Source organism: Mesorhizobium sp. M0106 (genome assembly GCF_040322715.1).
GTDB lineage: Bacteria > Pseudomonadota > Alphaproteobacteria > Rhizobiales > Rhizobiaceae > Mesorhizobium.
On sequence record NZ_JAMYUA010000017.1, the window covers coordinates 24,674 to 44,302 of the forward strand.

General features: G+C 62.1%; 25 protein-coding genes and 1 pseudogene. 2 read left to right on the forward strand and 24 right to left on the reverse strand.

Features of this window, described 5'->3' with window-relative positions:
- Positions 1 to 69 precede the first annotated feature (69 nt).
- The 22 genes from rplR to rpsL form a co-directional block, all read right to left on the reverse strand.
- Positions 70 to 429: a 50S ribosomal protein L18 gene (gene rplR, locus NKJ55_RS17890; RefSeq protein ID WP_023675132.1), complete on the reverse strand. Its 360-nt coding sequence runs from the start codon at positions 427 to 429 to the stop codon at positions 70 to 72.
- An 85-nt stretch (positions 430 to 514) separates the two neighbouring features.
- Positions 515 to 1,048, reverse strand: a complete 534-nt coding sequence (rplF, locus tag NKJ55_RS17895; RefSeq protein WP_023675133.1) for a 50S ribosomal protein L6 — start codon at positions 1,046 to 1,048, stop codon at positions 515 to 517.
- Positions 1,049 to 1,137: 89 nt separating this feature from the next.
- Positions 1,138 to 1,536, reverse strand: a complete 399-nt coding sequence (gene rpsH, locus NKJ55_RS17900; protein ID WP_006205453.1) for a 30S ribosomal protein S8 — start codon at positions 1,534 to 1,536, stop codon at positions 1,138 to 1,140.
- Between the two features lie 12 nt (positions 1,537 to 1,548).
- Positions 1,549 to 1,854 carry a 30S ribosomal protein S14 gene (gene rpsN / locus NKJ55_RS17905; RefSeq protein WP_352451046.1) on the reverse strand — a complete coding sequence of 102 codons (306 nt, stop codon included), beginning with the start codon at positions 1,852 to 1,854 and terminating at the stop codon, positions 1,549 to 1,551.
- A gap of 27 nt (positions 1,855 to 1,881) precedes the next feature.
- Complete coding sequence (gene rplE, locus NKJ55_RS17910; protein WP_008875670.1) at positions 1,882 to 2,460, reverse strand: 50S ribosomal protein L5; 579 nt, start codon at positions 2,458 to 2,460, stop codon at positions 1,882 to 1,884.
- Entirely contained in the window at positions 2,453 to 2,767 is a 315-nt protein-coding gene (gene rplX / locus NKJ55_RS17915; protein WP_352451047.1) for a 50S ribosomal protein L24, read from the reverse strand. The genes rplE and rplX overlap by 8 nt, the downstream gene beginning before the upstream one ends.
- A gap of 12 nt (positions 2,768 to 2,779) precedes the next feature.
- Positions 2,780 to 3,148 (reverse strand): 50S ribosomal protein L14, encoded by a 369-nt coding sequence (gene rplN / locus NKJ55_RS17920; RefSeq protein ID WP_006205457.1) that lies wholly within the window; start codon positions 3,146 to 3,148, stop codon positions 2,780 to 2,782.
- An 82-nt stretch (positions 3,149 to 3,230) separates the two neighbouring features.
- Positions 3,231 to 3,470: a 30S ribosomal protein S17 gene (gene rpsQ, locus NKJ55_RS17925; protein ID WP_023675136.1), complete on the reverse strand. Its 240-nt coding sequence runs from the start codon at positions 3,468 to 3,470 to the stop codon at positions 3,231 to 3,233.
- Positions 3,471 to 3,481: 11 nt separating this feature from the next.
- Positions 3,482 to 3,682, reverse strand: a complete 201-nt coding sequence (gene rpmC, locus NKJ55_RS17930; RefSeq protein ID WP_006205459.1) for a 50S ribosomal protein L29 — start codon at positions 3,680 to 3,682, stop codon at positions 3,482 to 3,484.
- Positions 3,683 to 3,695: 13 nt separating this feature from the next.
- Complete coding sequence (rplP, locus tag NKJ55_RS17935; RefSeq protein WP_006205460.1) at positions 3,696 to 4,109, reverse strand: 50S ribosomal protein L16; 414 nt, start codon at positions 4,107 to 4,109, stop codon at positions 3,696 to 3,698.
- 27 nt (positions 4,110 to 4,136) lie between these two features.
- A complete protein-coding gene (gene rpsC, locus NKJ55_RS17940) occupies positions 4,137 to 4,862 on the reverse strand; it encodes a 30S ribosomal protein S3 (RefSeq protein WP_023675137.1) in 726 nt (241 codons plus the stop codon).
- A complete protein-coding gene (gene rplV, locus NKJ55_RS17945; RefSeq protein ID WP_006205462.1) occupies positions 4,862 to 5,251 on the reverse strand; it encodes a 50S ribosomal protein L22 in 390 nt (129 codons plus the stop codon). The genes rpsC and rplV overlap by 1 nt, the downstream gene beginning before the upstream one ends.
- A 2-nt stretch (positions 5,252 to 5,253) precedes the next feature.
- Positions 5,254 to 5,532, reverse strand: a complete 279-nt coding sequence (gene rpsS / locus NKJ55_RS17950) for a 30S ribosomal protein S19 (RefSeq protein WP_006205463.1) — start codon at positions 5,530 to 5,532, stop codon at positions 5,254 to 5,256.
- 16 nt (positions 5,533 to 5,548) lie between these two features.
- Positions 5,549 to 6,382 (reverse strand): 50S ribosomal protein L2, encoded by an 834-nt coding sequence (gene rplB, locus NKJ55_RS17955; protein ID WP_023675138.1) that lies wholly within the window; start codon positions 6,380 to 6,382, stop codon positions 5,549 to 5,551.
- A 22-nt stretch (positions 6,383 to 6,404) separates the two neighbouring features.
- Positions 6,405 to 6,698 carry a 50S ribosomal protein L23 gene (locus NKJ55_RS17960; protein WP_352451048.1) on the reverse strand — a complete coding sequence of 98 codons (294 nt, stop codon included), beginning with the start codon at positions 6,696 to 6,698 and terminating at the stop codon, positions 6,405 to 6,407.
- The gene (gene rplD, locus NKJ55_RS17965) at positions 6,695 to 7,315 is read right to left on the reverse strand and encodes a 50S ribosomal protein L4 (protein ID WP_023675140.1); all 621 of its coding nucleotides are present in this window, start codon (positions 7,313 to 7,315) and stop codon (positions 6,695 to 6,697) included. The genes NKJ55_RS17960 and rplD overlap by 4 nt, the downstream gene beginning before the upstream one ends.
- Positions 7,315 to 8,043, reverse strand: coding sequence for a 50S ribosomal protein L3 (gene rplC, locus NKJ55_RS17970; protein ID WP_352451050.1), 729 nt, complete (start codon positions 8,041 to 8,043; stop codon positions 7,315 to 7,317). The genes rplD and rplC overlap by 1 nt, the downstream gene beginning before the upstream one ends.
- Before the next feature lie 96 nt (positions 8,044 to 8,139).
- A complete protein-coding gene (gene rpsJ, locus NKJ55_RS17975) occupies positions 8,140 to 8,448 on the reverse strand; it encodes a 30S ribosomal protein S10 (protein WP_006205468.1) in 309 nt (102 codons plus the stop codon).
- 63 nt (positions 8,449 to 8,511) lie between these two features.
- Positions 8,512 to 9,687, reverse strand: a complete 1,176-nt coding sequence (gene tuf, locus NKJ55_RS17980) for an elongation factor Tu (protein WP_254817137.1) — start codon at positions 9,685 to 9,687, stop codon at positions 8,512 to 8,514.
- Between the two features lie 67 nt (positions 9,688 to 9,754).
- Positions 9,755 to 11,845 carry an elongation factor G gene (gene fusA, locus NKJ55_RS17985; protein ID WP_023680448.1) on the reverse strand — a complete coding sequence of 697 codons (2,091 nt, stop codon included), beginning with the start codon at positions 11,843 to 11,845 and terminating at the stop codon, positions 9,755 to 9,757.
- Positions 11,846 to 11,875: 30 nt separating this feature from the next.
- Entirely contained in the window at positions 11,876 to 12,346 is a 471-nt protein-coding gene (rpsG, locus tag NKJ55_RS17990; RefSeq protein ID WP_008875664.1) for a 30S ribosomal protein S7, read from the reverse strand.
- Between the two features lie 85 nt (positions 12,347 to 12,431).
- Positions 12,432 to 12,803: a 30S ribosomal protein S12 gene (gene rpsL, locus NKJ55_RS17995; RefSeq protein ID WP_006333356.1), complete on the reverse strand. Its 372-nt coding sequence runs from the start codon at positions 12,801 to 12,803 to the stop codon at positions 12,432 to 12,434.
- Between the two features lie 462 nt (positions 12,804 to 13,265).
- Here rpsL and NKJ55_RS18000 point away from each other — a divergent pair, with 462 nt between their 5' ends.
- Together NKJ55_RS18000 and NKJ55_RS18005 are read left to right on the forward strand one after the other, a co-directional pair.
- Complete coding sequence (locus tag NKJ55_RS18000; RefSeq protein ID WP_254817147.1) at positions 13,266 to 13,547, forward strand: transcriptional regulator; 282 nt, start codon at positions 13,266 to 13,268, stop codon at positions 13,545 to 13,547.
- A gap of 123 nt (positions 13,548 to 13,670) precedes the next feature.
- Positions 13,671 to 14,600: a Gfo/Idh/MocA family protein gene (locus NKJ55_RS18005; protein WP_352451051.1), complete on the forward strand. Its 930-nt coding sequence runs from the start codon at positions 13,671 to 13,673 to the stop codon at positions 14,598 to 14,600.
- A 48-nt stretch (positions 14,601 to 14,648) separates the two neighbouring features.
- On the opposite strand, the gene NKJ55_RS18010 is transcribed toward NKJ55_RS18005, so the two are convergent.
- On the reverse strand, positions 14,649 to 15,314 hold the full coding sequence (locus NKJ55_RS18010) for an O-methyltransferase (protein WP_352451052.1): 666 nt from the start codon (positions 15,312 to 15,314) through the stop codon (positions 14,649 to 14,651).
- Between the two features lie 84 nt (positions 15,315 to 15,398).
- Positions 15,399 to 19,595: pseudogene (rpoC, locus tag NKJ55_RS18015) on the reverse strand (DNA-directed RNA polymerase subunit beta').
- Between the last annotated feature and the right edge of the window lie 34 nt (positions 19,596 to 19,629).

Sequence of the window (19,629 nt, forward strand, 5' to 3'; positions counted from 1 at the left end):
CTTCGCATGATCTTATCCGAAAAGTCTGCAACTTTTTGCTGCGCTGACCTTCGGTTCGGGATCATGCTTCTAGAAGCTCAGACCACCTTCACGGGCAGCCTCGGCCAGCGCCTTGACGCGGCCGTGGTAGATATAGGCGCCGCGGTCGAAGACGACTTCCTTGACGCCGGCCTTCGAGGCGCGTTCGGCGATCAGCTTTCCGATGGCAGCTGCAGCCGCGGTGTCGGCGCCGGTCTTGAGCGAGCCCTTGAGCTCCTTCTCGAGCGTCGAAGCAGCCGCGATGGTGTGGCCCTTGGCGTCGTCGATCACCTGGACATAGATGTTCTTCGACGTGCGATGGACCGACAAGCGCGGACGATCGCCGGCAACCTTCTTGATCTGGCGGCGGACGCGCTGGGCGCGGCGTTGGGTGGATTCTTTCGAGCCCATGATATCAATTCCTTGCCTTCAAAAAACGGGGGCAACCATATGCGGTAGGACAAACCTCCCGCGACCGCTCCCCGCGGCGTTAAAATTACTTCTTCTTGCCTTCCTTGCGGACGATCTTCTCGCCGGCATAGCGGACACCCTTGCCCTTGTAGGGCTCGGGGCTGCGATACTCGCGGATCTCGGCGGCAACCTGGCCGACCTGCTGCTTGTCGATGCCGGTCACCGTGATTTCCGTCGGCTTCGGCACCGAAATCGTCACGCCCTGCGGCGTCTCGTAGACGACGTCATGGCTGAAGCCGAGCGCCAGCTGCAGGTTCTTGCCCTGCATGGCGGCACGATAGCCGACGCCGGTGATCTCGAGCTTCTTTTCGAAGCCGTCCTTGACGCCCTGCAGGATGTTGACGATCTGCGTGCGCGACATGCCCCACTTGGAACGGGCAGTCTTGGTCTGGTCGCGCGGCTGGACAGCGATCTCGCTGCCTTCCATCTTGACCAGCACTTCGTCGTTCACCACGAACTTCAGCTCGCCCTTCGGACCCTTCGCCGTCACGGTCTGGCCGTTGACGGTCGCGGTCACGCCCTGCGGCAGCGAAACGGGTTTCTTTCCAATACGAGACATTTTGTTGTCCTCGTCACTTCTCTTGTTTCAGGTCTCGGCTTTCGGGACTAGATCCCGAAAACCTGTTTCCAACCGGGTCACATACCAGATCAGAAGATCTGGCAGAGGATTTCCCCGCCGACATTCTGTTCACGCGCTTCGTGGTCGGCCATCACGCCCTTCGGCGTCGAAAGGATGGCGATGCCGAGGCCGTTGGCGACGTGCGGTATCGACTTGGCCGAAACGTAGACGCGGCGGCCGGGCTTCGAGACCCGAGCGATTTCGCGCACCACCGGCGCACCATCGAAATACTTCAGCTCGATCTCGATTTCGGACTTGCCGTTGTCGAAGTCGGTCTGGCTGTAGTCGCGGATATAGCCTTCCGCCTTCAGCACGTCGAGGACGCGGGTACGCAGGCGCGAGGCCGGCGTCGAAACGCTCGACTTCTTGCGGCCATACGCGTTGCGGATGCGGGTCAGCATATCGCCGAGAGGATCGCTCAATGACATGTTATGTCCTCCTTACCAGCTCGACTTGACCAGGCCCGGGATCTGGCCGTTATTGCCGAGATCACGAAGCGCGATACGCGATACTTTGAGCTTGCGATAATAGGCACGCGGACGTCCGGTGACTTCGCAGCGGTTGCGGATGCGGGTCTTGGCCGAGTTGCGCGGCAGCGCCGAAAGCTTCAGCTGGGCGCGGAAGCGCTCTTCCATCGGCTTGGACTGATCCATGATGATCGCCTTGAGCACCTCGCGCTTGGCAGCGAACTGGTCCGCAAGCTTGCGGCGCCTGTTGTTCTTCTCGACTGAGCTGGTCTTTGCCATTTCAGATTTTTCCTTTTCTCGCTGCCGTTACTGGCGGAAGGGGAAGTTGAAGGCCTTGAGCAATGCCCTGGCTTCGTCGTCCGTCTTCGCAGTCGTACAAACGATGACGTCCATGCCCCAGATCTGATCAACCTTGTCGTAGTTGATCTCCGGAAACACGATGTGTTCCTTGATGCCCATGGCATAGTTGCCACGGCCATCGAAGCTCTTCGGATTAAGTCCGCGGAAGTCGCGGACGCGCGGCAGTGCGATGTTCACGAGGCGGTCGAGGAACTCGTACATGCGTTCCTTGCGCAGCGTGACCTTGGCGCCGATCGGCATCTTCTCGCGGACCTTGAAGCCGGCGATCGAGTTGCGGGCGCGGGTGACGACGGCCTTCTGGCCGGCGATCATCGCAAGGTCTTCCGCCGCGATCGAAGGCTTCTTCGAATCGCCGGTCGCCTCGCCGACGCCCATGTTCAGCACGATCTTGTCGATGCGCGGAACCTGCATCTCGTTCTCGTAGCCGAACTGCTCCTGCAGCGCCTTGCGGATGGTCTCGTTGTAGACCTGCTTGAGGCGCGGCGTGTTCTGGGCAGTTGCCTGCTTGGTTTGAGCCTTAGCCATTGATGACTTCTCCCGAGCGCTTGGCGACGCGCACCTTCTTGCCGTCCTTCTGGAAGATGAAGCCGACGCGGGTCGGCTTGCCATCCTTGGGGTCGGCCAGCGCGATGTTCGACAGCTGGATCGGCGCTTCCTTGGTGATGATCCCGCCCTCTTGGGACTGGGACTGCTTCTGGTGACGACGGATCAGGTTGACGCCGCGCACCAGCGCGGTGTCGTCCTTCGGCTGTACCGAGAGGACTTCGCCCGAACGGCCCTTGTCCCTGCCGGCCAGCACGACGACCTTGTCGCCTTTTCTAATCTTCTGCATTGGTCCGGCTCCTTACAGCACTTCAGGCGCGAGCGAGATGATCTTCATGTGGTTCTTGGCGCGGAGTTCGCGCGGAACCGGTCCGAAGATACGCGTGCCGATCGGCTCTTTCTTGTTGTCGACGAGAACGGCTGCGTTCTTGTCGAAACGGATCACGCTGCCGTCCGGGCGGCGGATGTCCTTGGCCGTGCGAACCACGACCGCCTTCATCACATCGCCCTTCTTGACGCGGCCGCGCGGGATGGCTTCCTTGATCGACACCACGATGATGTCGCCCACGGAAGCGTATTTCCGCTTCGAGCCGCCCAGCACCTTGATGCACATGACACGACGGGCGCCGGAATTATCCGCGACGTCGAGGTTTGTTTGCATCTGAATCATGACTGGCCGCCTTCTTCTTTTCTAACGGGACGGGTTTCTCACCCCTCCCCGGTCTGTCCAAAATTCGTTTCGTTGGCCCTGATCAGGCCTGGTCCGAAGACACCACGACCCAGCGCTTGTCCTTGGAAATCGGCTTCGATTCCTGGATGAACACCTGATCGCCGACCTTGTGGGCGTTGTTCTCGTCGTGCGCCTTGTACTTCTTGGTCATGCGCACGGTCTTCTTCATCACGGGATGCGTGAAGCGCCGTTCGACCTTGACGACAACCGTCTTCTCGTTCTTGTCGCTGACGACGGTGCCCTGCAGAATGCGCTTTGGCATGGTTTTCGTCCTTAAGCCTTCTTGGCCGCGGACTTTTCCGCAGCGATGGTCTTGATACGCGCAATGTCCTTGCGGACCTGCCTCACGCGCGCGGTCTTCTCAAGCTGGCCGGTGGCCTTCTGAAAGCGCAGGTTGAACTGCTCCTTCTTCAGGCTGGCCAGGTCGTCGGTCAGCTGGTCCTGGGTCTTGGTCCGGATGTCTTCGGCTTTCATGATCAGCCCGTCCTTATTCTGCGATGCGCTGTACGAAGCGCGTCCTGACCGAGAGCTTGGCCGCGCCGAGACGCAGCGCCTCACGGGCGGTTTCCTCGTTGACGCCGTCGATCTCGAACATGATGCGGCCCGGCTTGACGCGTGCCGCCCAGTAGTCGACCGCGCCCTTGCCCTTACCCATACGGACTTCGGTCGGCTTCGACGTCACCGGCACGTCCGGGAAGATACGGATCCACACGCGGCCGGCACGCTTCATCTCGCGGGTGATCGCGCGGCGGGCCGCCTCGATCTCACGCGCGGTGACGCGGTTCGGCTCAAGCGCCTTCAGCCCGAAACCACCGAAATCCAGGTTGGTGCCGCCCTTGGCGGTACCGTGGATGCGGCCCTTGAACTGCTTGCGGAACTTTGTGCGCTTTGGCTGCAGCATCGTTCTAACTCCAAATTCCTAAATGTCTTACGCGTTTTCGCGACGGCGACCGCGTTCGCGCTCACCACCACCGCCATGCGCATGATCGCCCTCGGTGGCGCGGCGCTCCGAAGCCATCGGGTCGTGCTCGAGGATTTCGCCCTTGAACACCCAGACCTTGACGCCGCAGATGCCGTAGGCCGTATTCGCCTCGGCCGTGCCGTAGTCGACGTCGGCACGCAGCGTATGCAGCGGCACGCGGCCTTCGCGATACCATTCCATGCGCGCGATCTCGGCGCCGCCGAGACGGCCGGCGCAGTTGATGCGGATGCCTTCGGCACCGAGGCGCATCGCCGACTGCACGGCACGCTTCATGGCGCGGCGGAACGCGATGCGGCGCTCGAGCTGCTGGGCGATCGACTGGGCGACCAAGGTCGCGTCGATCTCCGGCTTGCGCACTTCGACGATGTTCAGATGCGTCTCGGACTTGGTCATCTCCATCAGCTTCTTGCGAAGCTTCTCGATGTCGGCGCCCTTCTTGCCGATGATCAGGCCCGGACGCGCCGCATGGATGGTGACGCGGCACTTCTTGTGCGGACGCTCGATCACGACCTTCGAGATCGCAGCCTGCTTGAGTTCCTTCTCAAGATATTTGCGGATCTTGATGTCCTCGTGCAGCAGCTTGCCGTACTCGCCGGTGTTCGCGAACCAGCGCGAATCCCAGGTGCGGTTGATGCCGAGACGCAGACCGATCGGATTGACTTTCTGGCCCATTATGCGGCCTCCCCTTTTTCTTCGACTTCACGAACGACGATCGTGAGGTGCGAGAACGGCTTCTCGATACGGCTGGCGCGCCCACGGCCACGGGCATGGAACCGCTTCATGACGATCGACTTGCCGACATAGGCTTCCGCCACGATCAGCGCATCGACGTCGAGGTCGTGGTTGTTTTCCGCGTTGGCGATCGCCGATTCCAGCGTCTTCTTGACCGTGCCGGAAATCCGCTTGGCCGAGAATTCGAGGTCGGAAAGCGCTGTCGCGACCTTCTTGCCGCGGATCAGCGCGGCAACCAGGTTCAGCTTCTGCGGGCTGATACGGATCGTGCGCAACACGGCGCGCGCTTCGTTGTCAGCAAGCCTGCGCGGAGCTTTGGCCTTGCCCATGATTATTTCCTCTTCGCCTTCTTATCCGCGCCGTGACCGTAATAGGTCCGGGTCGGAGCGAATTCACCGAACTTGTGACCGACCATGTCCTCGTTCACCGAGACGGGAACGTGCTTCTGGCCGTTGTAGACACCGAAGGTGAAGCCGACGAACTGCGGCAGGATGGTGGAGCGGCGGCTCCACATCTTGATCACCTCATTGCGACCACCTTCACGAACCTTGTCCACCTTCTTCAGAAGGTAGCCGTCGATGAAGGGGCCTTTCCAAATCGAACGAGTCACTTGGCGTTACCTCTTCTTAGCTCTTGCGCTGATGGCGCGAGCGCAGGATGAACTTGTCGGTCGCCTTGTTGGACCGCGTCTTCTTGCCCTTGGTCGGCTTGCCCCAGGGCGAAACCGGATGGCGGCCACCCGAGGTGCGGCCTTCGCCGCCGCCATGTGGATGGTCGACCGGGTTCATGGTCACGCCGCGATTGTGCGGACGTTTGCCGCGCCACACGGTGCGGCCTGCCTTGCCGTCATTGATGTTGCCGTGGTCCGGGTTAGACACGGCGCCCACAGTGGCCATGCAGGAGCCGTGGACGACACGCTGCTCGCCCGAATTGAGGCGCAGGATCGCCATGCCCTGGTCGCGGCCGACGAGCTGGCCATAACCGCCGGCCGAACGGGCGACCTGAGCGCCCTTGCCGGGCTTCAGCTCGATATTGTGGACGATCGTGCCGACCGGCATCGAGGCCAGCGGCATCGCGTTGCCCGGCTTCACGTCGACCGATTCACCGGCCACGATCTTGTCGCCGGGAGCCAGACGCTGCGGGGCGATGATGTAGGACAGCTCGCCATCGTCATACTTGATCAGCGCGATGAAGGCGGTGCGGTTCGGATCGTACTCGATGCGCTCGACCGTGCCGACGACGTCGAACTTGCGGCGCTTGAAGTCGATGATGCGGTAGGTGCGCTTGTGACCGCCGCCGATGAAGCGGGCTGTGATGCGGCCGTAATTGTTGCGGCCGCCCGACTTGGTCAGGCCTTCGGTCAGGCCCTTGACGGGCTTGCCCTTGTAGAGGCCCGACCGATCGACGATGACCAGCTGACGGGTGCTCGGCGTTACCGGGTTGAATTTTTTCAGTGCCATTGTTCTGTCCTCGCGACCTTGCTCAGAGACCCGTCGCGACGTCGATCGACTGGCCTTCGGCCAGCGTCACAACCGCCTTCTTGACGTCGCTCTGGCGGCCGATCGTGCCGCGGAAGCGCTTGATCTTGCCCTTGCGGACAAGCGTGTTCACGGCCATCACCTTGACGCCGAACAGCGCTTCGACGGCGGCCTTGATTTCCGGCTTCGACGCCTTCTTGGCGACGTTGAAGACGACCTGGTTCTGGTCGGAAGCCATGGTCGACTTTTCGGTGATCGCCGGCGAGACGATCACGTCGTAATGACGAAGGTCGGTCATTTGAAGCGCTCCTCGAGAGCCTCGACGGCGGCCTTGGAAAGGACCAGCGTGCCGCGGCGCAGAATGTCGTAGACGTTGATGCCCTGGATGGGCAGCACGTCGATGTTCGGGATGTTGGTCGCTGCCAGCTTGAAGTTCTTGTCAAGCTCGGCGCCGCCAATCACCAGGGCGTTGCTCAGGCCCAGCGTCGCGAAATTCGCGATCAGCGCCTTGGTCTTGGCCTCGGTCAGCTTCAGCTCGTCGATGATGATGATCGACGCGCTCTTGGCCTTGGCCGAAAGCGCATGCTTCAGGCCGAGCGCACGCACCTTCTTAGGCAGATCGTGCTCGTGGCTGCGCACGACCGGGCCGTGGGCCTTGCCGCCGCCGCGGAACTGCGGAGCGCGAGCCGAATGGTGACGGGCGCGGCCCGTACCCTTCTGCTTGTACATCTTGGCGCCGGTGCGGGCGATTTCCGCGCGACCCTTGGCCTTGTGCGTGCCCTGCTGCTTCTTGGCAAGCTGCCAGCGCACGACGCGCTGCAGGATGTCCTCGCGCGGATCGAGGCCGAAAATCTCTTCGGAGAGCTTCAGCTTGCCGGCGTCCTTGCCGCCAAGCGTTGTAATCTTGAGGTCCATTATTCCGCTCCCTCTGTGGCCGGGGCCTCGTTCGTGGCGGCACCGTCAGTCGCAAGGGCGCGGATCGCGGCGGGCTTCGGCGCATTGGCCGGAAGCGCCACCTTGGCCGCGTCGCGGACCAGGATCCATGCACCCTTCGAACCCGGGACCGCACCGCGGATCAGGATCAGGCCGCGATCGGCGTCGGTCGAGACGACCTCGACATTCTGCGTGGTGACGCGGGTGTCGCCCATGTGGCCGGCCATATGCTTGCCCTTGAACACCTTGCCCGGATCCTGGCGCTGGCCGGTCGAGCCGTGTGTACGGTGCGACACCGAGTTGCCGTGCGTTGCGCGGCCGCCACCCATGTGGTGCCGCTTGATGACGCCCTGGAAGCCCTTGCCGATCGTGGTGCCCGTCACATCGACCTTCTGGCCGACGACGAAGTGCTCGACGGTGATCTCGGCGCCAACATCGATCATGTTGTCGGCAGAGACGCGAAACTCGGCAACCTTGGCCTTGGGCTCGACGGAAGCGGTCGCGAAATGGCCGCGCATCGCCTTCGACGTGTTCTTCACCTTGGCAAGGCCAACGCCGAGCTGGACGGCGGTATAGCCGTTCTTCTCCTGCGTGCGCTGCGCCACGACCTGGCAGTTCTCCATCTGGAGAACAGTGACGGGAACATGTTCCCCGGCATCGTTGTAGATGCGGGTCATTCCCACCTTCTTTGCAATCACACCTGAACGCATCGGTTCAATTCCTTTAGAGTTCCCTGTCGGGGCTGTCGCCCCTCCACGCCTCTTGTTCCTTCAGAGTTCCGGGTCGCCCCGCTGACCTCTGGTTCCTTAGAGCTTGATCTCGACGTCGACACCGGCGGCCAGGTCGAGCTTCATCAAAGCATCGACCGTCTGCGGGGTCGGGTCGACAATGTCGAGCAGACGCTTGTGCGTGCGCATCTCGAACTGCTCGCGGCTCTTCTTGTCGACGTGAGGCGACCGGTTGACCGTGAACTTTTCGATCCGCGTCGGCAGCGGAATGGGGCCGCGGACGTTGGCGCCGGTGCGCTTGGCGGTCGACACGATTTCCCGTGTCGAGGCGTCGAGCACCCGGTGATCAAACGCCTTCAGGCGGATGCGGATATTCTGTCCGTTCATGCGTCACTTCCTTGTTCTGGCGCGGCGCGGGCAGCGCCCGCGACAGATCGGTTTAAGTCCAAATTACTCTTTGATGGTGACGACGATGCCGGCACCGACGGTGCGGCCGCCTTCACGGATGGCGAAGCGCAGCTTCTCTTCCATGGCGATCGGCACGATCAGCTCGACATCGACGGTGATGTTGTCGCCCGGCATCACCATCTCGGTGCCTTCCGGCAGCGACACGATGCCGGTCACGTCCGTCGTGCGGAAATAGAACTGCGGACGGTAGTTGGTGAAGAACGGCGTGTGGCGGCCGCCCTCGTCCTTGGTCAGGATGTAGGCTTCGGCAACGAATTTCTTGTGCGGCTTGACGGTGCCGGGCTTGGCCAGGACCTGGCCGCGCTCGACGCCTTCACGGTCGACACCGCGCAGCAGCGCGCCGATGTTGTCGCCGGCCTGGCCCTGGTCGAGCAGCTTGCGGAACATCTCGACGCCCGTGCAGGTCGTCTTGGTGGTCGGACGGATGCCGACGATCTCCAGCTCCTCGCCGACCTTGACGACGCCGCGCTCGACGCGGCCGGTCACAACCGTGCCACGGCCCGAGATCGAGAACACGTCCTCGATCGGCATCAGGAACGGCTTGTCGAGCGGACGAACCGGCGTCGGAATGTAGGCATCGACCGCAGCCATCAGTTCGCGGATGGCGTCCTCGCCGATCTTCTTGTCGGAATCTTCAAGGGCGGCAAGCGCCGAACCCTTGACGATCGGAATGTCGTCGCCGGGGAACTCGTTCTTGGTCAAAAGCTCACGCACCTCGAGCTCGACCAGCTCGAGCAGCTCGGCGTCGTCGACCTGGTCGACCTTGTTCAAGAACACCACGATCGAGGGCACGCCGACCTGGCGGGCCAAAAGGATGTGCTCGCGGGTCTGCGGCATCGGGCCGTCGGCGGCCGACACCACCAGGATCGCGCCGTCCATCTGCGCGGCACCGGTGATCATGTTCTTCACATAGTCGGCGTGGCCGGGGCAGTCGACATGGGCATAGTGGCGGTTGGCGGTCTCGTATTCGACGTGCGCCGTCGAAATGGTGATGCCGCGCGCCTTCTCTTCCGGCGCCGCATCGATCTGGTCGTAGCGCTTGTATTCGCCAAAATACTTGGTGATCGCCGCCGTCAGCGACGTCTTGCCATGATCGACGTGACCAATCGTGCCGATGTTCACATGAGGCTTAGTGCGCTCGAATTTACCTTTTGCCATGTGATCTCTCCATTCCTGCCAGCCCGTGCGGGCCTTGAATTAAGTTACTGATGCAACTCGTTTCGAGTTACGCGTATTTCTTCTGGACTTCCTGGGCGACCGCGGTCGGGACCGGCTCGTAGTGGTCGAACTGCATCGTGTAGGCCGCGCGGCCCTGGCTCATCGAGCGAAGGTTGTCCACGTATTTGAACATGTTGGCGAGCGGCACCATCGCGTTGATGACCACAGCCACGCCACGGGCTTCCTGGCCCTGGATCTGGCCGCGACGGCCGTTCAGGTCGCCGATAACGCTGCCGACGTAATCTTCCGGCGTCACCACTTCGACCTTCATGATTGGCTCGAGCAACTGCACGCCAAGCTTGGGGGCTGCTTCACGGAAGCAGGCGCGGCCGGCGATTTCGAAGGCCAGAACCGACGAGTCCACGTCGTGGTAGGCGCCATCGATCAGCGTCGCCTTGACGCCGATCATCGGGAAGCCGGCGAACGGGCCCGAGGTCATGACGCTGTTGATGCCCTTTTCGACACCGGGGATGTATTCCTTCGGCACAGCGCCGCCGACGATCTTGGTTTCGAACTCGAATTCGCTGCTTTCCGGATTCGGCTCGAACAGGATCTTGACGCGGGCGAACTGGCCGGTACCGCCGGTCTGCTTCTTGTGCGTGTAGTCCTGCTCGTGCTTGCGGGTGATCGTCTCGCGGTAGGCCACCTGCGGCGCGCCGACATTGGCCTCGACCTTGAACTCGCGGCGCATGCGGTCGACGATGATGTCGAGGTGAAGCTCGCCCATGCCGGAAATGATCGTCTGGCCCGATTCCTCGTCAGTCTTGACGCGGAAGGACGGATCCTCGGCGGCCAGGCGGTGAAGGGCGAGACCCATCTTTTCCTGGTCGTTCTTGGTCTTCGGCTCGATGGCGATCTGGATGACCGGATCGGGGAATTCCATGCGCTCGAGGATGACCGGATGCAGCGGATCACTGAGCGTGTCGCCGGTGGTGGTGTCCTTGAGGCCAGCGAGGGCGACGATGTCGCCGGCAAACGCCTCTTCGACGTCGGCGCGCGAATTCGCATGCATCTGCAGCATGCGGCCGATGCGCTCTTTCTTGCCCTTCACGGTGTTGTCGACCGAGATGCCCTTGGTGAGCTTGCCCGAATAGATGCGGGCAAAGGTGAGCGAACCGACGAACGGGTCGTTCATGATCTTGAAGGCAAGCATCGACAGCGGCTCGTTGTCGTCGGCATGACGCTCGATCTCGGCGTCGGTCTTGGCGTCGACGCCCTTGATGGCCGGGACATCGGCCGGCGACGGCAGATATTCGACGACGGCGTCGAGCAGCGGCTGCACGCCCTTGTTCTTGAAGGCCGAGCCGCAGAACATCGGATAGAACTTCACCGCGATCGTGCCCTTGCGGATGAGCGCACGGATCTCGTCGTTGCTCGGCATCTTGCCTTCGAGGTAATTCTCGAGCGCCGTCTCGTCCATTTCGACGGCGGCCTCGATCATCTTCTCGCGGTATTCTTCGGCACGAGCCTTGAGGTCGGCAGGGATCTCGACGATGTCCCAGGCAGCGCCCAGCGTCTCGTCGCGCCAGACCAGCGCGTTCATCTCGACGAGGTCGACGACACCCTTGAACTCGGTCTCGGCGCCGATCGGCAGCTGCATGACGACGGCATGCGCACCGAGGCGCGATCCGATCATCTCGACCGAGCGGTAGAAGTCGGCGCCGATCTTGTCCATCTTGTTGCAGAAGATCATGCGCGGCACGCGATACTTGTCGGCCTGGCGCCAGACGGTCTCCGTCTGCGGCTCGACACCGGCATTGGCATCGAGCAGCGCAATGGCGCCGTCGAGCACGCGCAGCGAACGCTCGACTTCAATGGTGAAGTCGACGTGGCCGGGGGTGTCGATGATGTTGAAGCGGTGCATCTTGCCGTCGCGACCCTTCCAGAAGGTCGTGGTCGCGGCCGACGTGATGGTGATGCCGCGCTCCTGCTCCTGCTCCATCCAATCCATGGTGGCAGCGCCGTCGTGGACTTCGCCGATCTTGTGCGACTTGCCCGTGTAATAGAGGACGCGCTCGGTGGTCGTCGTCTTGCCGGCGTCGATGTGCGCCATGATACCGAAATTGCGGTAGTCTTCGATTTTATATTCGCGGGCCATGGGAGGTGCCTCTTCAGTCTCGTTCGCGCTTTACCAGCGGTAGTGCGCGAAAGCGCGGTTGGCTTCTGCCATCTTGTGGGTGTCTTCACGCTTCTTGACGGCGGTGCCGCGGTTGTTGGCCGCGTCCATCAGCTCGCCGGAGAGGCGGTCGACCATAGTGGTCTCGTTGCGGTTGCGGGCGGCGGCGATCAACCAGCGGATGGCCAATGCCTGACGGCGCTCGGGGCGCACATCGACTGGAACCTGGTAGGTGGCGCCGCCGACGCGGCGCGAACGCACTTCCACATGCGGCGCGACATTGTCGAGCGCCTGATGGAAGACGGTGACCGGCTCCTGCTTGGTCTTGGACTGAACCTGGTCGAGCGCGCCGTAGACGATGGTCTCGGCAACCGACTTCTTGCCGTCATACATGACGGCGTTCATGAACTTGGTGACGATCAGATCGCCGAACTTGGGGTCCGGATTGATCTCACGCTTTTCTGCACTGTGACGACGGGACATTTTTTCTCTGCCTCAATTCTACGCGGTGGCCTGGATCCCGGATCGTCGCTTGACGCCGCCCGGAACGACCTTGGCTACGCTTCGGTCACTTCGGACGCTTGGCGCCGTATTTCGAACGGCGCTGCTTGCGGTTCTTCACGCCTTGCGTGTCGAGCACGCCGCGGATGATGTGGTAACGGACGCCCGGAAGATCCTTGACGCGACCGCCGCGGATCATCACCACCGAGTGCTCCTGAAGGTTGTGGCCTTCGCCGGGGATGTAACCGATCACTTCAAAACCATTGGTCAGGCGGATCTTGGCCACCTTGCGCAGCGCCGAGTTCGGCTTCTTCGGCGTCGTGGTGTAGACGCGCGTGCAGACGCCCCGCTTCTGCGGGTTCTGCTGCATGGCCGGGACCTTGTTGCGCTTCACCGGCGCAATGCGCGGCTTGCGGATCAGCTGGTTGACGGTAGGCATTAAACCCTCTTGTCTCTCAATTCCGTATCTCGCCCGGTCAGGGCCGCTCAAAGCGTCACTTCCATACGCAAATTCGGGCCACAAACCGCGCCTCGCGGTCTTGCCCGAACAAATGGCAGAGGAAGCGGAAGCCGCTTCGTGCACGCCGGAAATGTCTTTTCGCTCGTAAAACGAACCCTGTTTGAGGCAAACTCCAAAGCGTGTCGCTTCGGAAGCAAGAGCCTCACATCGGTTCTGACTGGGCGGCTTCTACTCGTATGGCCACTGTCCGTCAACCCCGGAGCGGCAAATATTGCGCTGAACCCGAGGCGTGGCAGCCATGCGAAAAGCGCATGTAATTTTCTTGCGCCGTTTTTCAAGAGGAAGCCAGAAAGTGACCGGCTTGCGGCTGTTTCCAGGCCGTGCTTCGTGCGAAAAGGCGGCATGAGCAGCCCAAACCCCCTCGCCCGGAGGTACGAACCCGTGAATGACAATGAGGAGCGCCCGGTCACCATTATTACCGGCCGGGTGTGGAAGCGCAAAGGTGGCAAGCCGGAAGGCGTGCATGTGATGCTGGTCGCACCGGACGACGATTCGGCGGTGCGCCGCGCTCTCGAATCGCTTGCCGCCGAAGGTTATGCCGAGGCAGAGCTCGATCAGATCGGCGACCTGGACGGCGTGCCGGACGAGGAGCCGCATCTGTCCGCCTATCAGGGCGCGCTCGAAGGCGAAGTGTCGATCGTGACGTTCGATGTGCCGATCTGAAGAGATCTGAATCGCGGTCGATCTCACGGGCCGGCGACAAAGCCCGGCGACTTGCCCGGCACAAGTTCTCTGCTAAGAAGCGACCTCTGGCAAAACCAAGCACACTCAACCTGCGGAGCTCCCATGTCCTCTAATCCCATCAAGCTCGGCATCGTCGGCGTGGGGAAGATCGTCCGTGACCAGCATCTGCCGGCGCTGGCGAAGGACCAGGATTATCGCCTGGTTGCCGCAGCGAGCCGCCATGGCAAAGTCGAGGACATCCCGAACTTCCCGACGATCGAGGCGATGCTCGACGCAACGCCGGAGCTCGAGGCGGTGTCGCTGTGCATGCCGCCGCAGTTTCGTTACGACGCCGCGCGCTTGGCGCTGGCGGCGAAAAAGCATGTTTTCCTGGAAAAGCCGCCCGGCGCCACGGTCAGCGAGGTCGAAGACCTGAAGGCGCTGGCGACAGCGAACGGCGTCTGCCTGTTCGCCAGCTGGCATTCACGCTATGCGCCGGCTGTCGAAGCTGCGCGCGCATTCCTTGGATCGACAACGATCAGGTCGGCCGCCATCAATTGGAAAGAAGACGTGCGCCGCTGGCATCCGAATCAGGAATGGATCTGGGCTCCCGGCGGCTTTGGCGTGTTCGATCCCGGCATCAACGCCCTGTCGATCGCTACCCACATCCTGCCGCCGATGTTCATCAGCTCGGCAGAACTCGATTTCCCCGAGAACCGCGCGGCCCCGATCGCCGCCCAAATCGCTTTCCGCACTTCGAACGGTCTGCCAGTGACGATGGAACTCGACTGGCGTCAGACCGGCCCGCAAAGCTGGGACATCCTGGCCGATACCGAGGCCGGATCGATGGTGCTTTCTGGCGGCGGCTCAAAGCTTGCCATCGATGGCCGCGTCGTTCACGAGGAGCCGGAAGCCGAATACCCGATGCTCTACAAGCGCTTCGCCGAGATCGTGCGCGCCGGCACCTCCGACGTCGATCTCGCGCCCCTGCAGCACGTCGCCGACGCCTTCATGCTCGGCAAGCGCAATGTGGTGGAAGCTTTTTTCGATTGATCAGTGGGCGCCGCCGGATCGCAGGTCCGGCCGGCGCACCGCACAAATTCAATTAACGATCGCTATTGCAAAGCCGTCATAGCCCTTGGCGCCAACAGTCTGGATCGCGGTGCCTTCCAGACGTTTGTCGCTGCCGATGAACGAGAACGCCGCGCGTGCCCCTTCGACATTGGCATCGCGACCATCTTCATTCACCACCGCGCCGTCACGGATGACATTGTCGCAGACAATGACGGTCCCCGGCCTCGAAAGATGCATGGCCCAGGACAGATAGTGCGGGTTGTTCGGCTTGTCGGCGTCGATGAAGATGAAGTCGAACGGCCCGGCATTCTCGGCGCCTAAGGCCGCAAGCGATTGAAGCGCCGGTCCGACCCGCAGTTCCACACGGTCAGACACCCCTGCCCGTTCAAAGTTCGACCGCGCGACACTGGCGTGGTGCGGATCAAGCTCGAGCGTCACGACCTTGCCGTCCATCGGCAATGCTCGCGCCATCCAGATTGTCGAATAACCGCCCAATGTGCCGATTTCGAGTACCTTCCTCGCTCCCTGCATTCGCGCAAGAAGTGAGAGCAGCTTGCCTTGTGCCGGGGAAACGTCGATAGGCGGCAGGCCCTGATCATGGTTGGCCGCCAGAACGGCATCAAGAGCGGGATCCGCCTCGAAAAGAGCTTCGACAATGTAGTCGTCGACAGCAGCCCAAATCTTCCTGCTCATCGTTTCTTCTCCGATCCGATTGAGGAACCAAAATGCGAAAAGGGGCCACTTAGGCCCCTTTTCTATCTTCTCTTTCTTGCGCGCTTACTGCGCCGCGTTAACCATGTCGGTCAGCATCGGCTCGGCGACCTCGACGCCGGACGCCTTGCGGCGCTCGTCGATGATCAACTCGTCGCGCGAGGTGGCGATGCGCCGGATCTGGCTCATCGTACCGCCGGTACCGGCCGGGATCAGCCGCCCGACGATGACGTTTTCCTTCAGGCCCTGCAGCATGTCGGTCTTGCCGGCAACCGCAGCTTCGGTCAGCACCCTCGTCGTCTCCTGGAAGGAGGCGGCGGAGATGAAGGACGGCGTCTGCAGCGAGGCCTTGGTGATGCCGAGCAGCACCGGCTGGCCTTCGGCCGGCTTCTTGCCTTCCTCGACCAGGCGCTCATTGACCTCTTCCAGCTCGATCACGTCGACGTGGTCGCCCGGAATGTAGGTCGAATCGCCCTGCGTGGTGATCTCGACCTTCTGCAGCATCTGGCGAACGATCACCTCGATGTGCTTGTCGTTGATCGACACGCCCTGCAGTCGGTAGACCTCCTGGATTTCGTTGACGAGGTAGGAGGCAAGCGCCTCCACGCCCTTGATCGCCAGGATGTCGTGCGGCGCCGGATTACCGTCGAGGATGTAGTCGCCCTTCTCGATGACGTCGCCGTCCTGGAGATGGAACGGCTTGCCCTTCGGGATCAGATATTCGACCGGCTCAAGCATCGAGTCATGCGGCTCGATGATGATACGGCGCTTGTTCTTGTAGTCGCGGCCGAAGCGGATCGTGCCATCGATCTCGGCGATGATGGCGTGATCCTTCGGACGGCGTGCCTCAAACAGTTCGGCAACACGCGGCAGACCGCCGGTGATGTCCTTGGTCTTGGCGCTTTCCATCGGGATACGCGCCAGCACGTCGCCGGGGCGAACCTGTGCACCCGGCTCGACCGAAAGAATGGCCTCGACCGAGAGCAGGAAGCGGGCGTCACCGCCCTTCGACAGCTTGCCGACCTTGCCCTTGGCATCCTGGACGACGATCGCCGGCTTGAGATCGTTGCCGCGTGGCGTCGAACGCCAGTCGATGACCTCGCGCTTGGTGATGCCGGTCGATTCGTCGGCGGTTTCCTGAACGGAAATGCCATCGACCAGATCCTCGAATGCCACCCTGCCCTCGATTTCGGTGAGGATCGGGCGGGTATAAGGATCCCACTCGGCGATACGCTGGCCACGTTTCACCTTGTCGCCATCGTCGACGAAGATGCGCGAACCGTAGGTGACGCGGTGCGTGGCGCGTTCCTTGCCAGCTTCGTCGAGGATCAGCACCGCCATGTTGCGGCCCATGACCATCAGCTGGCCGTCGGAGTTGCGCACCACGTTGCGGTTGCGGATCTCGACCTTGCCCTCATAGGAGGCTTCAAGGAACGAGGAATCCACCACCTGCGCCGTGCCGCCCATGTGGAAGGTACGCATGGTGAGCTGGGTGCCCGGCTCGCCGATCGACTGCGCCGCGATGACGCCGACAGCCTCGCCCTGGTTGACGGGCGTGCCGCGGGCCAGATCGCGTCCGTAGCAGACCGCGCAGACGCCGACCCTGACCTCGCAGGTCAGCGCCGAACGGATGCGGACCGACTGCACGCCGGCCTTTTCGATCAGTTCCACGTCACGCTCGTCCATCAGCGTTCCGGCCTTGACCAGAACCTCGCCGGTGACCGGGTGGGTGATGTCGTCGAGCGAGGTGCGGCCGAGAACGCGCTGGCCAACCGAGGCGACGACCTGACCGGCATCGACGATCGGCTGCATGGTGAGGCCCTTGTCGGTGCCGCAGTCGAGCGAGTTGACGATGCAGTCCTGCGCCACGTCGACAAGACGACGCGTCAGGTAACCCGAGTTCGCCGTCTTCAAGGCGGTGTCGGCCAGACCCTTGCGGGCGCCGTGGGTCGAGTTGAAGTACTCGAGCACGGTGAGGCCTTCCTTGAAGTTCGAGATGATCGGCGTCTCGATGATTTCACCGCTAGGCTTGGCCATCAGGCCGCGCATGCCGGCGAGCTGGCGCATCTGGGTGGGCGAGCCGCGCGCACCGGAGTGCGACATCATGTAGATCGAGTTCATCGGCTTCTGACGGCCGTTGTCCTCGAACTCGACCGCCTTGATGCGGGCCATCATTTCGTCGGCGACCTTTTCCGAGCACTTGGCCCAGGCGTCGACGACCTTGTTGTACTTCTCGCCCTGGGTGATCAGACCGTCATTGTACTGCTGCTCGTACTCCTTGGCCAAAGCCTCGGTGTCGGAGACCAGCTTGATCTTGGCGTCCGGGATCAGCATGTCGTCCTTGCCGAACGAAATGCCGGCACGGCAGGCGTGGCTGAAGCCGAGAGCCATGATGCGATCGCAGAAAATGACCGTCTCCTTCTGACCGCAATGGCGGTAGACGGTGTCGATCATCTTGGAGATGTTCTTCTTGGTCATCTCCTGGTTGGCGGTCTCGTAGGGCACGTTGTGGTTCTTCGGCAGCAGCTCGCCGATGATCATGCGGCCAGGCGTGGTATCGTAGATCTTCGACACGACCTTGCCGTCGGCGTCGACCGTGCGGAAACGCCCCTTGATCTTGGCATGCAGCGTCACCGCCTTGGTCTCGAGCGCGTGCTGGAGTTCGCCCATGTCGGCAAACACCATGCCCTCTCCCGGCTCGTTCTGGTTGACGATCGAGAGATAGTAGAGACCGAGAACCATGTCCTGCGACGGCACGATGATCGGCGCGCCGGAAGCCGGGTGCAGGATGTTGTTGGTCGACATCATCAGCACGCGGGCTTCAAGCTGCGCTTCCAGCGACAGCGGCACGTGAACGGCCATCTGATCGCCGTCGAAGTCGGCGTTGAAGGCCGTGCAGACCAGCGGGTGAAGCTGGATCGCCTTGCCTTCGATCAGGATCGGCTCGAACGCCTGGATACCGAGGCGGTGCAGCGTCGGTGCGCGGTTCAGCAGCACCGGATGCTCGCGGATGACCTCGTCGAGGATATCCCAGACCTCCGGACGCTCCTTCTCGACCAGCTTCTTCGCCTGCTTGACGGTCGAGGAGTAACCCTTGGCGTCGAGACGGGCGTAGATGAAGGGCTTGAACAGCTCGAGCGCCATCTTCTTCGGCAGGCCGCACTGGTGGAGCTTGAGCTCCGGACCGGTGACGATGACCGAGCGGCCGGAATAGTCGACGCGCTTGCCGAGCAGGTTCTGGCGGAACCGGCCCTGCTTGCCCTTCAGCATGTCGGACAGCGACTTCAGCGGACGCTTGTTGGCGCCGGTGATGACGCGGCCGCGGCGGCCGTTGTCGAACAGCGCATCGACGGCTTCCTGCAGCATGCGCTTTTCATTGCGCACGATGATGCCGGGCGCGCGCAGCTCGATCAGCCGCTTCAGGCGGTTGTTGCGGTTGATGACGCGGCGATAGAGATCGTTCAGATCCGACGTGGCGAAACGGCCGCCGTCCAGCGGGACAAGCGGGCGCAGATCCGGCGGGATCACCGGAACCACCTTCATGATCATCCATTCCGGACGGTTGCCGGATTCCATGAAGTTCTCGACGACCTTGAGCCGCTTCAGGTACTTCTTGTGCTTGAGCTAGGAGGTGGTCGAAGCCAGCTCAGAACGCAGATCGCCGGCGATCTTCTCGAGGTCCATGCCGGCCAGAAGGTCGTGGATCGCCTCGGCGCCGATCATGGCGGTGAACGAATCCTCGCCATACTCGTCGACGGCCATCATGTACTCTTCCTCGCTGAGCAGCTGGTGCTCCTTCAGCGCGGTGAGGCCGGGTTCGGTAACGATGTAGTTCTCGAAGTAGAGGACCCGCTCGATGTCCTTCAGCGTCATGTCGAGCAGCGTGCCGATGCGCGACGGCAGCGACTTCAGGAACCAGATGTGGGCGACCGGTGCCGCCAGCTCGATATGGCCCATGCGCTCGCGGCGGACGCGCGACAGCGTGACTTCGACGCCGCACTTCTCGCAGATGACGCCCTTGTATTTCATGCGCTTGTACTTGCCGCACAGGCATTCATAGTCCTTGATCGGGCCAAAAATGCGCGCGCAGAACAGGCCGTCACGCTCCGGCTTGAAGGTGCGATAGTTGATGGTCTCCGGCTTCTTGATCTCGCCGAACGACCAGGACAGAATCTTCTCAGGGCTGGCAAGCGAGATCCGGATGGAATCGAACACCTGCGCAGGCGCCTGGGGATTGAAGAGATTCATGACCTCTTGGTTCATGCCGTTCTCCTTTTCGGGGTCCTCGAAAACCCCT